The following is a 13,726-nucleotide window of genomic DNA, read 5'->3' as shown; positions in this document are numbered from 1 at the left end:
GGAAGGGCTGCCGGCGGGGGCGTCGTGCGTGCGGGCTACTTCTTGGCCGCGGCGCGGGGCTTGGCCGCGGTGCGGCGCGCCGGGGCCTTCTTCTTGGCCGGGGCGGACGCGCGCTTGTCCGCGAGGAGCTGGATCGCCTGCTCGGGCGTGATCGACTCGGCGGTCACGTCCCGCGGGAGCGTCCGGTTGGTCTCGCCGTCGGTCACGTACAGCCCGAACCGGCCGTCCTTCACGACGATCGGCTTGCCCGAGGTCGGGTCCGTGCCCAGCTCGCGCAGCGGCGGCGTCGCGGTGGCGCCGCGGCCGCGCTTGGGCTGCGCGTAGATCGCGAGCGCCTCCTCGAGCGTCGTCGTGAACAGCGCCTCCTCCGAGGCGAGCGTGCGCGAGTCCGTGCCCTTCTTCAGGTACGGGCCGTAGCGGCCGTTCTGCGCCGTGATCTCCGCACCCGACTCGGGGTCGGTGCCGACCACGCGCGGCAGCGACAGCAGGCGCAGCGCGTCGTCGATCGTGATCGTGTCCAGGGACATCGACTTGAACAGCGACGCCGTGCGCGGCTTGGGCGCGGCGGCGAGCGCCTTCTTCTTCGCGGCGGCGGACAGCGACGGGTCGATCTCGGGCTCGGGGAGCAGCTCGGTCACGTACGGGCCGTACCGGCCCTTCTTCGCGACGATCGTCGTGCCCGAGGTCGGGTCGGTGCCCAGCACCTGGTCGCCCTCGGGCTCGCTGTCGAGCAGCTCACGCGCCTTGGCGACCGTCAGCTCGTCCGGGGCCAGCTCCTCCGGGACGGATGCGCGGCGCGGGTTGCCGTCCTCGCCCAGAACCGCCGGGTCCTCGAGGTACGGGCCGTACCGGCCCACGCGCAGCACGATGCCGTCGCCGATCGCGATCGAGTTGACCTCGCGCGCGTCGATCTCGCCCAGGTTCTCCACGAGGTCCCGCAGGCCCTCGCCCTCGGTGCGGCCCGTGCCGTCCCCGAAGTAGAACCGCGTCAGCCACGCCACGCGGTCCTTGTCGCCGGCCGCGATCGCGTCGAGGTCCTGCTCCATCTCGGCCGTGAAGTCGTAGTCCACGAGCCACTCGAAGTTGTCCTCGAGCAGTCGCGTCACCGCGAACGCGAGCCACGACGGCACCAGGGCCTGTCCGCGGCTCGTCACGTAGCCGCGGTCCTGGATGACCGAGATCGTGGCGGCGTACGTCGACGGACGGCCGATGCCGCGCTCCTCGAGCGCCTTGACCAGCGACGCCTCGGTGAAGCGCGGCGGCGGCGACGTGCGGTGCCCGTCCGCCGTGAGGTCGGCGGCCGTGAGCGCGTCACCCTGCGCCATCTTCGGCAGGCGCGCGTCCTTGTCGTCGGCCGGAGCCGCCGGGGCGTCGTCGTCGTACCGCGAGACGTCGCGACCCTCCTCGTACGCCGCCAGGAACCCGCGGAACGTGATGACCGTGCCGGATGCGGAGAACACGGCGTCGCGCCCGTCGGACGCGACCGCGCCCAGCCGCACCGACGCGGTCTGACCGCGCGCATCGGCCATCTGGGAGGCGACCGTGCGCTTCCAGATCAGCTCGTACAGCTTGAACTGGTCGCCCGAGAGCTCGCGGGCCACCTGAGCGGGCGTGCGGAAGTGGTCACCCGCGGGACGGATGGCCTCGTGCGCCTCCTGCGCACCCTTCGCCTTCGAGGCGTAGACGCGCGGCGCGTCGGGGACGTACTCGCCGCCGTACAGCTCGGCGGCCTGCCGCCGCGCGGCGCTGATCGCCTGCGACGAGAGCACGGGCGAGTCGGTCCGCATGTACGTGATGTAGCCGTTCTCGTACAGCGACTGCGCGGTGCGCATGGTCTGCCGCGAGGACATGCGCAGCTTGCGCGAGGCCTCCTGCTGCAGCGTGGACGTGGTGAACGGGGCCGCGGGGCGGCGCGTGTACGGCTTGGTCTCGAGGCTGCGGACCTCGAAGTCGGCACGGTCGAGCGCCGCCACCAGCGACGTCGCCGCGGCCTCGTCCAGGTGCGCGGAGTCCGAGGTCAGCACGCCCCGGTCGGAGAAGTCGCGGCCCGTGGCCACGCGGCGCCCGTCCAGCGCGGACAGCCGCGCGGAGAACGTGGGCTCGTCGTCGTCGGCCACCGCGAACGTGCCCGTGACGTCCCAGTAGTCGGCGGGCACGAACGCCATGCGCTCCCGCTCACGCTCCACGACGAGGCGCGTCGCGACCGACTGCACGCGGCCCGCGGACAGACCCTGGCGGACCTTGCGCCACAGCACCGGGCTGACCTCGTAGCCGTACAGGCGGTCGAGGATGCGGCGCGTCTCCTGCGCGTCGACCAGACGGTCGTCGAGCTCACGCGTGTTCTCGAGCGCCCGCGTGATCGCCTCACGCGTGATCTCGTGGAACACCATGCGCTTGACCGGCACCTTGGGCTTGAGCTCGGACAGCAGGTGCCACGCGATGGCCTCGCCCTCTCGGTCCTCATCGGTGGCGAGGTACAGCTCGTCGGACTCCTTGAGGAGCTTCTTGAGCTCGGCGACCTTCTTCTTCTTGTCCGAGTCGACCACGTAGTACGGCGTGAAGCCGTTCTCGACGTCCACCGCGAACTTGCCGAACGGACCCTTCTTCATGTCCGCCGGCAGCTCCGAGGGCTGCGGCAGGTCGCGGATGTGCCCGACGCTCGCCTCGACGTCGAAGCCGTCGCCCAGGTACCCCGCGATCGTGCGGGCCTTGGCCGGCGACTCGACGATGACGAGCTTGCGCCCTGCCGACATGCGTGCGCCTCTTCCTGTTCGGGCGTGGATCTGCGCCCCGCCGGGCGGTGCGTGCGCCGCCGGTGCTGTGGGCTTCCGCTGGGACTCTACGACGAAGGGTCAAGCCCGCCGCAATCGGAGGGAGGCGCCCTGACGCAGCGCCAGGATGACCGCGAACGCCCACGACGAGGCCCACACGGTGGCCGCGACGCCCCCGGCGTACGCGACGAGCAGCGCCGGACGGCCCTCGATGACGGGCAGTTGGTCGGCCGTGCGGCTGAGCGCCGCGACCGCGACCACCGCCGCGACGGCACCGATCAGCGTGAGGCCGACGAGCACGGTCAGGCGGCTCGCCCGGGCGGGCGGCGGGCCGTCGAACCGGTCCTCCGAGCGCCGCGCGGGCCACAGCGCGGTGACCGCGCACGTGGCCGCGGTCCAGCCCAGCACCACGAGCACGGACGCGAGCACGTCCGACGGCCGGTGCCACCGCCCGACGAGCGTCGAGACCCCGGTGGCCGCGGCGTACGCGGCCCCGAGCACCCCGACCCAGGGACGCGCGCGCGCCGGCACCACCAGGAGCAGGACCACCGCGATCGACATGGCCGCGGTGGTGTGCCCACTGGGCAGCGAGTTGTCGCGCGCGCCCACCTCCACGCCCAGGTCCGGACGGCTCAGCAGCACGTGCTTGACCACCTGCGTGGTGATGTTGGCGCCGCCCGCGACGAGCGCGACCTGAGCCGCGAGCTCCCAGCGGCGGCGCACCACGGCGATGACGATCGCGGTCAGCAGGACGACGGCGATCGCGCCCACGGAGACGACGTCGAGCACCTTCTCCGCGAAGCGCCACAGGTCGGTCCGCCCGTACCAGGCACCCTGCAGCACCGCCGCCTCGACCAGCTGGCCCTTCTCGGTGACCACGAAGACGCGCCACAGCGCCCACACGCCCACCATCGAGGCGGCCCACACGGCCAGGCACGCGGTGACCACGGGCCAGCGCGGACGCGGCCCGCCCGGCAGCGGCCCCGCGCCCGTCGTCGCGGCGGGCTCGTCCACCGTCGCCACCCCGCTCACCACCGCCCCGCCGCCGACCCGTTCCTGCTCCGCACCCGCCCACGCTAGGCCACGGTCGGCGGCACGCGGCCGGGACGGCACGGCCCGCACCCGGTGCGCACGCAGGACGTCCGCACCGGGTGCGCAGGACGCGCACAGCCTGTTCGGCCGGGTCAGGTCAGGGTGAGGCGGTCCGGCAGCGGGCGCGGTGCGAACCCCGCGGCCGCGACCAGCTCGGGCGTGTGCAGGTGGCACGCCACCGCGCGGGCCGGGTCGTCACCCGGCACCAGCGACGGCGCGAGCTCGGGCTGCACCGCGGCGCACGCGTCGAACGCGAACGCGCACCGGTCCCGGAACGGGCAGCCCGTGGGCAGGCTCGCCAGGTCGGGCGGCGACCCCGGGATGCCACCCAGCTCGCGCCGGGGACCGCGCAGCGGCGGGAACGAGTGCAGCAGGCCGTCGGCGTACGGGTGCCGCGGCCGGCGGTACACGTCCTGGGCCGCGGCGTCCTCCACGATCTCGCCCGCGTACATGATCGCGATCCGGTCGGCGATCTCGATCAGCAACGAGACGTCGTGCGTGATGAACACGACCGAGAACCCGAGGCGCTCCCGCAGGTCCGCGATCTGCTCGACGATCTGGCGCTGCATCACCACGTCGAGCGCGGTGGTCGGCTCGTCCATGATGAGCACCTGCGGGTCCAGCGCGAGCGCCATGGCGATCATCACGCGCTGGCGCATGCCCCCCGACAGCTGGTGCGGGAAGTCGCGCAGGCGGTCCGGGTTGATGCCCACCAGGTCGAGCAGCTCGGCGGACCGCGCGAGCGCGTCGGCCTTGGACGTGCGCGGCTCGTGCGCCGTGATCGCGTCGGCGATCTGCCGCCCGATCCGGTGCACCGGGTTGAGCGAGTTCATCGCCCCCTGGAACACGATCGCCATGTCCTGCCACCGGGACCTGCGCAGCGCCGCGTCGTCGAGCGCGAGCACGTCGCGCCGCGTGCCGTCGCGGTCGGTGAACACCACCTGACCGCCCGTGATGAGCCCCGGCGGGGGCAGCAGCCGCGTCGCGGCGTACGCGAGCGTGGACTTGCCGCAGCCGGACTCGCCGGCCAGGCCCAGCACCTCCCCGCGGTTGAGGGTCAGCGAGACCTGGCGCAGCACGTGCGTCGGCTCGTCGTACCCGTAGTCCACGGACAGGTTCGTGATCTCGAGCACCGGGTCCTTCGCGGGGGCGAAGGCGCGGGGCTGGTCGGCCAGGGCGCTCATGCCCGGTCCTCCTTGGCCTCGTGGACCACCGGCGTGAAGCCGATGCGGGGACGGATGCCGCGCCTGCGCAGCGTCTTGGCGTTCAGGCCCGTGGACCGCAGGCGGGGGTTGACGAACTCGTCGATGCCGAAGTTGATGAGGGTCAGCGAGATCCCGACGAGTGCGATGCACACGCCCGGGAACATGTACCACCACCAGGCCCCGCGCTGGAGCGCGAGCTGCGCCTGCGCCCAGTACAGGACGGTCCCCCAGTTCCACGTGTCGGTGGGCGTGATGCCGATGAACGACAGCGTGATCTGGGACAGCACGGCGAACGACACGGTGCCGACGAAGCCCGCGGCGATCATCGCGGTGAGGTTCGGCAGGATCTCCGACAGGATGATCCGCCACGTGCTCTCGCCGTTGGCGCGGGCCGCCTCGACGAAGTCCCGCTTGCGCAGCGACAGCGTCTGGGCACGCAGTACGCGCGCGCCCCACGCCCAGCCGGTGATCGCGATGACGACCGCGACCGTGAGGCCGCCGGCCGACGGGAGCAGCCCCGCGATGATGATGATGAGCGGCAGCTGCGGGATCACCAGGAACACGTTGGACAGCGCGGACAGCCCCTCGTCGCCCACCCCGCCCACGTACCCGGCGGTGATGCCGACGACGATGCCGATGAACGTGGCCAGGAAGCCCGCGACGAACGCGATCAGCAGCACCGAGCGCGTCCCCAGGATCACCTGGGACATGACGTCCTGGCCCATGTGCGTGGTGCCCATCCAGTGCTCCCACGACGGCGGCTGCAGCAGGTCGCTGCTGCGTGCGTCGGGGTCGTACGGCGCGATCCACTCCCCGACGACGGCGATGACGACGAAGAACGCGAGGATCGCGACGCCCGTGAGCGCCTTGGCGTTGCGCATCCACAGGAAGCGCCGCTTCCTGCCCGACGGCGCCGCGTCCTGCAGCGGGAGCGTGTCGGGCTCGACGATGATCTCGGCGGCCATGGGTCAGCCCTCCTGACGCGTGCGCGGGTCGAGCACGCCGTAGGCGAAGTCGGCGATGACGTTGGCGAGCAGCACGGCCAGCGTGATGACCAGGAAGCAGCCCTGCATGAGCGGGTAGTCCTTGGCGGCGGTCGCCTTGAGCAGCTGGTAGCCGATGCCCTGGTAGGAGAAGACCGTCTCCATGACGAGCGTGCCGCCCACGATGAACCCGAGCGACAGCGCGAAGCTCGAGAGCTGCGGCAGGATCGCGTTGCGCGCGGCGTAGCCGAACATGACCGTGCGCTCGGGCAGACCCTTGGCCTGCGCGACCGTCACGTAGTCGTCGGACGAGACGGTCACCATCATGTTGCGCATCCCCAGGATCCAGCCGGAGACCGACGTCACGACGATGGTCAGCGCCGGCAGCGTGCCGTACGTGAGGACGGACCCCACGAACTCCCAGGACAGGGTGGGCACCATGCTGCGGTCGTAGCTGCCGCTCGCGGGGAACCACTGCAGCCGGACCGCGAACAGCGCGATGACCACGAGCGCGAGCCAGAAGTAGGGCACGGTCGAGAAGAACGTCGAGATGGGCAGCAGGATGTCGGCGCGCGTGCCGCGCCGCCAGCCGATCGCGATGCCCGCGAGCGTCCCGATCGTGAAGCTGAGGATCGTCGCGATCCCGACGAGGCCGATGGTCCACGGCAGCGAGCGGGCCAGGATGTCCACCACCGGCTCACGCGCCGAGAACGAGATGCCCAGGTCGCCCTGGAACAGCAGCGACCAGTAGCTCACGTACTGCTGCCACAACGACGTGTGCGCGTCGAGCCCGAACAGCGCCTTGAGCGCCGCGATCGCGTCGGGGCTGATCTTGCCCTGGTTGGCCGCGATGAGCGCCGAGACCGGATCGCCCGGCATGAGGCGCGGGATGAAGAAGTTGATCGTCATCGCGGCCCAGAACGTGATCGCGTAGAAGATCGTGCGGCGGACGAAGAACCTCATCGGTCGGCCTCCTTGCGGGCGCCGTAGGTCTCGAGCACCGAGCCGACCCGGGGCCGGTCGGGGCGGTCGGAGTAGCCCCAGCACGCGGCCTCGCGGCCCTCCCCGACCGGCAGCAGGGGCGGCACCTCGGTGCGGCACACGTCGGTGGCGAACGGGCAGCGCGGGTTGAACCGGCAGCCCGCGGGCGGTCGGACCAGGCTGGGCGCCTCGCCGCGGGCGCCGCGGGCGCGCGCGTCCAGGTCGTCCGGGTCCGGCGCGGAGCTGATGAGCAGCTGCGTGTACGGGTGCTTGGGGTCCTGCGTGACCGCCTCGCTGTCGCCCTGCTCCACCACGCGGCCCGCGTACATGACCATCGTCCGGTCGGCGAAGTAGCGCGCCGACGCGATGTCGTGCGTGATGTAGAGGATCGCGATGTGCAGCCGGTCGCGCAGGTCGCGCAGCAGGTTGAGGATGCCGAGCCGGATCGAGACGTCGAGCATCGAGATCGGCTCGTCGGCCAGCAGGACCTCGGGGTCGGCGGCGAGCGCACGCGCGATCGCGACGCGCTGGCGCTGCCCGCCGGACAGCTCGTGCGGGAACTTGTCCACGTACCGGGCCGGGGGCGTGAGCTGCACCCGCGTGAGCAGCTCCTCGAGCGCGGCCTCGAGCTCCGCACCGCGCAGCCGGCCCTGGTGGATCCGGATGCTGCGCGTGAGCGTGTAGCGCACGGTGTGGATCGGGTTCAGGGACCCGAACGGGTCCTGGAAGATCATCTGCACGCGCCGCACGTAGGCGCGGAACGCGCGGCGCCCGCGCGCGGTGGCGTCCTCGCCGTGCAGCAGGATCCGGCCGCTGGTCGCGGGCATGAGCTGCGCGAGCAGCCGGGCGATCGTCGACTTGCCGGAGCCGGACTCGCCGACGAGCGCGACGACGTGCCCGCGGTACAGCTCGATGGTCACGTCGTCGACCGCGTGCACCACGGCGGTGCTGCGCAGGCCGCGGACCGGGAAGTGCTTGCGCAGGTCGACCGCCTGCAGGACGGGCACGCGGTCGTCCGGGTCGTCGTGGGGGCCACGGGGCGTGGGGGGCATGGGGTTCACGGGTCTCACCTGAGGGACGTGGGCCGTGGTCCCGGGGTGCGCGGTCGTGCCGCGCACCCCGGGACCGTCGGGCGGTCAGGCCGGGTTGCGGCCCGGGCGGCTCACGCCGTGGGCTTGAGCCTCGTGAGGATCAGCGCCGCCTGCGGGCCCGTGGGCTGCGGGTTGGCGTACGGGTCCTCCGCGGTCGGGAAGCCCGTGTAGTTGACCGTCGAGTACTGCGCGACGGCGGGGCGCGACCAGATGATCAGGCCGGGGACGTCCTCGACGAAGCGCTTCTGGACCGTGGCGAGCGCGGCCATGCGCTCACCCTCGTCGGCGCTCGACTTGAACGTCGCGAGCGCCTGCGTGACCTCGTCGTTCTTGTACCGACCGAAGTTCCAGTTGGCCGGCTCGCCGCGCTTCACGTAGGACGCGCCGTCCATGATGTTCGAGTACAGGTTCCACGGCGTGGAGCCGCCGTCGGTCCAGTGCAGCGACGCCTGGAAGTCACCGAGGTTGATGATCTGGTTGAACCACGTGTCCTGCACGACGGGCTCGACCGTGGCGTCGGCGCCCAGCGACTTGGCACCCTCGGCGATGATGCTGAGCGCGTCCAGGTAGTCGGTCCAGCCCTGCGGGTTGGTCAGCGTGAACGAGACCTTCTCGCCGTCGGGGTCGACGAGCGCGTCGCCGTCCCACGTGTAGCCGGCCTCCGTCAGCACCTGCTTGGCGCCGTCCACGTCCACGGACAGCTCCTGACCGGCGAACTCGTCCGAGATGAACGCGTCGCCGGACGGCTCGGGCAGCCCCGTGACGGACGTGATCTGCGGCCACACGCCGTACCCGGCGGTCGCGGAGATGTCGGCCCGGTCGACGACCATGTTGAGCGCCTTGCGGAACGCGACGTCGTCGAACGGCTTCTCCTCGTTGTTGAGGTAGAGGACGTCCACACCGAACCCGCCGCCGGCGACCTGGTGGAAGTGCTCGGGGTCCTGCGCGATGAACGTGTTCTCGAAGTCGGGGATGAACGTCCAGCCCCACTGCGCATCGCCCGAGGTCAGCGCGGTCGTCAGGCCCGCGTTGTCCTTGAACGCGTCGTAGCGCAGCTCGCCGACCAGCGGCTTGTCGCCCCAGTAGCCGTCGTTCGGCACGAGCGTGACCGCCTGCGGCGTGAAGCTCTTGAGCGTGAACGGCCCCGTGCCGATCATCGTGTCGGCTGTGTAGGTGACCGGGTCCTCGTTCTCCCAGATGTGCTTGGGCACGATCAGGAGCTTGTACAGCTTGACCTCGTTGACCAGCTGACCGGTCGTGAAGCCCACCGTGACGGTGGAGCCGTCGGTGGTGATCTCGCCGTACTGGTCGGGGAAGTCGACGTTGAGCTCGGGGTTGTCCTTGCGGATCTGGATCGAGTACGCGATGTCCTCCGCCGTGAACGGCTCGCCGTCGCTCCACGTGACGCCCGCGCGCGGCGTGATGACCGCCTGCGTGTAGTCGGCGTTCCACTCGATCTTCTCGGCGAGCCACGGCGCCGGCGGGTCGGTCGGCTTGACCTCGTTGACCTGCATGAGCGACTCGTAGATCGCGTAGGCGTAGCCGAACGACGTCGAGCCCGAACCCGGTGCGATCGGGTTCTGGTTGGCCGACGCCTCGCCGTTGGGCATGCCGACGGTCAGGACCTTGTCCGAACGCTCGTTGCTCGTGGCCTGCGTCTGGCCGGGCTTGGGGTCCTCGGTGCCGCTGCCGCCGCCGGAGCAGGCGGTCGCCAGCAGGGCGATGACAGCGGCGCTGGCTGCGGTCGTCGCGAACGTGCGCATCCTCACGGGAGTGCCTCCTTGCACTTGGTGTTGCCCGAGTGGGTGGCCCGACGACGCTGCGGAGGTGCCGTCGGACCGCTTTCAGGTGATGCGGGGTGTCACAGGTGGTGCATGGTCGTGCGGTCGTACAGGTGGTTCAGGTGGAGCGGCCGGGCCGGGGCCCGGGGTCGGACGCCGTGGCCGGCAGGACCACGTCGACCGAGGTGCGCAGGTCGCCCGACGAGCGACCCGCGTGCAGGCGGTACGTGCCGGCCGGGACCACCCAGCCGCCGCGCTCCGTGTCCCAGACCGGGAACGCCGTGGCGTCCACCCGGACCCGGACCTGCGTCGTCGCGCCGGGTGCGACGTGCGCACCGGCGAAACCGCCGAGCCAGCGCACGGGGCGGTCGTGCGACCCCGCCGGCGGCTCGACGTAGACCTGGACGACCTCGCGCCCCGCGCGAGGTCCGGTGTTGCGGACGGGCACGACGACGTCGACGCTCCCGTCGGCCCCGACGAGCGCCGTGGCCTCGTCGTGCTCCCACGTGGTCCAGCCGAGCCCGTGCCCGAACGGCGCCGCGGGCGTCCGCCCCAGGCGCAGCCAGGACCGGTACCCGACGTGCACGCCCTCGTGGTAGTCGACGACGCCGTCGACCGGGACGGCGTGCGGCACGGGCACGTCGGTCTCGTGCGCGGGCAGCGTCCACGGGAGCCGGCCCGCGGGTTCCGTGCGGCCGGTCAGCACGTCACCGAGCGCGTCGGGCCACTCCTGACCGCCCAGCCAGCCCCACAGGACGCACGGCACCTCATCCAGCCACGGCAGGATCACGGGCGCTCCCGCGTTCACGACGACGACCGTGCGGGGGTTGGCCGCGAGCACGGCCTCGACCAGCTGGTCCTGCGTGCCGGGCAGCGCGAGCGACGTCCGGTCGTAGCCCTCGGACTCGATCTCCTCGTTGGTGCCGACCACCACGACCGCGAGGTCCGCGCGCGCCGCGGCGTGCACCGCGTCGGCGAGCAGCTCGTCGGGTGACGTGCCGGGTGTGCGGTGCACCAGCTCGGCGCGCGCGAACGACGCGTACCCCACCGGGTGCACCGCCTGCACGGTCGCGTCGAGCTCCACGGTGGTGGGCTCGAGCGTCTCGACGACGAGCGTCGCGGGCGTGGGTGCGTTGACGCTCGAGTCGAGGATGACCTCGGCTCCCACCAGGTCGTCCGCGGCGGACAGCTCCTGCCCGCCCACGACGATCCGGTGCCGGCCCACGGTCCCGACGCCGATCTCGTGCCGGCCGGGTTCGGTGAGCGTGACGGTCGCGCGGATGCGGACCGTGCGGGCGGCCTCGGGCACGTCGCGCAGCCATCCCGTCCAGGTGGTGACCGCTCGGGACTCGAGCGCCACGCCCTCGGCATCGAGCACCTCGAGCAGCGCACCCGGCTCACCCGCGGGCGTGGTGCACCGCGCCGCGAGGTCGAGCGCGGGGGGCAGCATCCGGGAGACGGCGCCCGCGTGCACCGTGACCTGCGCGTCCGGGAACGCGTCACGCATGGCGTCGAGCGGCGTCACGTGCCGCTCGGGGCGCACGTAGGCCGAGCCGCCGCCCTGCACGAACGGGGCGACCGCGTTGGGCCCGACGAGCGCGACGGTCCGGACCGCGTCCGCGCCGAGGGGGAGCGTCGCGTCGTCGTCGCGCAGCACGACCATCGACCGGCCGACGAGGCGACGCAGCGTGCCCGCGACGTCCACCTGGTCGAGCGTGTCGCGCAGCGGCCCGTCGGGGGCGAGCCCGTCGAGCGCGCCCACGCGCTGGGCGAGCAGCAGGAGCCGGTCCACCTTCTCGTCGATCGCGGCCTCGTCGACCTCGCCCGCGCGGACCGCCGCCAGCAGGCCGTCGCCCCACACGCCGTCGGGCCCGGGCATCTGCAGGTCCAGACCGCCGTCCACGGCGGCCGCGACGGACTTGGTGGCGACCCAGTCGCTCACGACCACGCCGTCGAAGCCCCACTCGTCCTTGAGGACGCCGGTCAGGAGCGGTCGGTGCTCGAGCACGGGGGCGGCCGTGGTGCCGTCGTCGACCCCCGAGTACGCACCCATGACCGACCACGCGCGGGCCTGGTGCACCAGGCGCTCGAACGGCGCGAGGTAGACCTCGCGCATCGTGCGCTCGTCGACGCGGGAGAGGTAGGACGTGCGCTGCGTCTCGGAGTCGTTGGCGACGAAGTGCTTGACGCACATCCCCACGCCGCGCTCCTGCGCGGCGCGCACCACATGCACCGCGATCGCGCTGGTCAGCTCGGGGTCCTCGGAGTAGCACTCGAAGTGCCGGCCGCCCACGGGCGTGCGCTGCAGGTTGACCTGGGGCGCGAGGACCACGTCGACGCCGTGCCGGCGGGCCTCGGCGGCGAACACCGCGCCCACCTCGTCCGCGAGCCCGAGGTCCCACGTGGCCGCGAGCGCGCTCGGCGCAGGGAACGACGCGGACGTCTCGCCCGGGTCGTCGCTGACGCCGCGCACCCCGGCGGGGCCGTCGGACAGCTGCATCGCGCGCAGACCGATGTGCGGCACGGCCGTGGTGGACCACAGCCCGGCGCCCACGACGAGGCGGACCTTCTCCTCCAGCGTGAGGCGGGCGCGCAGCGCGTCGAGCGCTGCGGGTGCCGAGGTGTCGAGGGACACGGGGTGGTTCTCCTTCGTCGACGTCGTTGTCGTCTGGCGGCGATCCAATCACAACTTACTGACTTGTCAGTAAGTCGGTAGGTCACAGTATGGTTGCGGTCATGGACGACGAGGTCACGCCCGCGACGGCGGGCGGCGAGGCGGGCGACGGCCCCGCCACGCAGGCGCGCGACGCACGCCCCGCGCGCAAGCGACGGCCCCGTCAGGCGACCGCCGAGCGGCGCGCCGAGATCCTGCGCGCCGCGGCGCACACGTTCGGCTCCAAGGGCTACAAGAACGGCTCGCTCGCGGAGGTCGCCGAGCAGGTCGGCATCACGCACGCGGGTGTGCTGCACCACTTCGGCTCCAAGGACCAGCTGCTGGTCGAGGTGCTCGAGTTCCGCGACAAGGAGGACGTGCGCGACCTCGAGGGTCAGCACATCCCCGGCGGCCTGGACCTGTTCCGCCACCTGGTGCGCACCGCGCACGCCAACGAGGACCGTGCCGGCATCGTGCAGGGGTACACCGTGCTCACGGGTGAGGCCGTCACCGAGAACCACCCAGCGCGCGGCTGGGTCACCGACCGCTTCTCGGTGCTGCGCGGAGAGATCGCCGACGCCGTGCGCGAGGTGGGCGGGCCGAAGGTCGACGACGCCGCGGCGCTCCGGGCCGCGAGCGCGGTCATCGGCGTGATGGACGGCCTGCAGGTGCAGTGGCTCCTGGACGGCACCGTGGACCTGGCGACGGCGACGCAGTTCGCGATCGAGGCGATCCTGCGCGCGGCGTGCCCGGACGTCGACATCCCGCCGCTCGCCTGACCGGTATTCCCAGGCTTCTCCCAGGTTCGGCCCAGGAGGGGCTCAGGACCGCGTCCCACGGTGGACGCATGACAGCCACGACCGACCAGCGCACGCTCGTCGTCGGCGACCTCAGCCTCGACGAGGCGACCGGCGAGGTCACGCGCGCGGGCGAGCCCATCCACCTCACCCCCACCGAGCGCGACCTGCTCACGTACTTCATGCGCAACCCGCGCCGGGTCCTGTCCAAGCGGCAGATCCTGGACCGTGTGTGGCGGCACGACCGCGGCGGCGAGGCCGGCGTGGTCGAGCTGTACGTCAGCTACCTGCGCCGCAAGATCGACAAGGGCCGCAGCCCGATGCTGCACACGCAGCGCGGGCTGGGCTACGTGCTGCGCCCGGCCGAGTGAC

9 protein-coding genes and 1 pseudogene are annotated in these 13,726 nt (G+C 72.4%); 2 read left to right on the top strand and 8 right to left on the bottom strand.

Annotation, left to right across the window (positions count from 1 at the left end; genetic code table 11):
• Positions 1-35: 35 nt before the first annotated feature.
• The 8 genes from topA to CELGI_RS01540 all read right to left on the bottom strand — a co-directional run bounded on the left by topA (position 36) and on the right by CELGI_RS01540 (position 12,539).
• A complete protein-coding gene (gene topA, locus CELGI_RS01575; protein ID WP_013882357.1) occupies positions 36-2,753 on the bottom strand; it encodes a type I DNA topoisomerase in 2,718 nt (905 codons plus the stop codon).
• Between the two features lie 99 nt (positions 2,754-2,852).
• Entirely contained in the window at positions 2,853-3,794 is a 942-nt protein-coding gene (locus tag CELGI_RS01570; protein ID WP_150104634.1) for a phosphatase PAP2 family protein, read from the bottom strand.
• 161 nt (positions 3,795-3,955) lie between these two features.
• Positions 3,956-5,047 carry an ABC transporter ATP-binding protein gene (locus tag CELGI_RS01565; RefSeq protein ID WP_013882355.1) on the bottom strand — a complete coding sequence of 364 codons (1,092 nt, stop codon included), beginning with the start codon at positions 5,045-5,047 and terminating at the stop codon, positions 3,956-3,958.
• The gene (locus CELGI_RS01560; RefSeq protein ID WP_013882354.1) at positions 5,044-6,033 is read right to left on the bottom strand and encodes an ABC transporter permease; all 990 of its coding nucleotides are present in this window, start codon (positions 6,031-6,033) and stop codon (positions 5,044-5,046) included. Before CELGI_RS01560 ends, CELGI_RS01565 begins: the two co-directional genes overlap by 4 nt.
• Positions 6,034-6,036: 3 nt before the next feature.
• Entirely contained in the window at positions 6,037-7,014 is a 978-nt protein-coding gene (locus tag CELGI_RS01555) for an ABC transporter permease (protein ID WP_013882353.1), read from the bottom strand.
• Complete coding sequence (locus CELGI_RS01550; RefSeq protein ID WP_013882352.1) at positions 7,011-8,084, bottom strand: ABC transporter ATP-binding protein; 1,074 nt, start codon at positions 8,082-8,084, stop codon at positions 7,011-7,013. Before CELGI_RS01550 ends, CELGI_RS01555 begins: the two co-directional genes overlap by 4 nt.
• Before the next feature lie 110 nt (positions 8,085-8,194).
• Positions 8,195-9,886 carry an ABC transporter substrate-binding protein gene (locus tag CELGI_RS01545; protein WP_041574056.1) on the bottom strand — a complete coding sequence of 564 codons (1,692 nt, stop codon included), beginning with the start codon at positions 9,884-9,886 and terminating at the stop codon, positions 8,195-8,197.
• Positions 9,887-10,022: 136 nt separating this feature from the next.
• Positions 10,023-12,539 carry a beta-d-glucosidase gene (locus CELGI_RS01540; RefSeq protein ID WP_013882350.1) on the bottom strand — a complete coding sequence of 839 codons (2,517 nt, stop codon included), beginning with the start codon at positions 12,537-12,539 and terminating at the stop codon, positions 10,023-10,025.
• A gap of 89 nt (positions 12,540-12,628) precedes the next feature.
• Between CELGI_RS01540 and CELGI_RS01535 the strand changes: the two genes are divergently transcribed.
• Positions 12,629-13,336, top strand: coding sequence for a TetR/AcrR family transcriptional regulator (locus tag CELGI_RS01535; RefSeq protein ID WP_013882349.1), 708 nt, complete (start codon positions 12,629-12,631; stop codon positions 13,334-13,336).
• 92 nt (positions 13,337-13,428) lie between these two features.
• Positions 13,429-13,725, top strand: a pseudogene (locus CELGI_RS01530) (winged helix-turn-helix domain-containing protein); the annotation flags it as partial.
• Position 13,726 lies beyond the last annotated feature (1 nt).

The sequence above is a fragment of the Cellulomonas gilvus ATCC 13127 genome, assembly GCF_000218545.1.
Classification (GTDB): domain Bacteria; phylum Actinomycetota; class Actinomycetes; order Actinomycetales; family Cellulomonadaceae; genus Cellulomonas; species Cellulomonas gilvus.
This window is presented reverse-complemented; position numbering and strand designations above follow the sequence as displayed.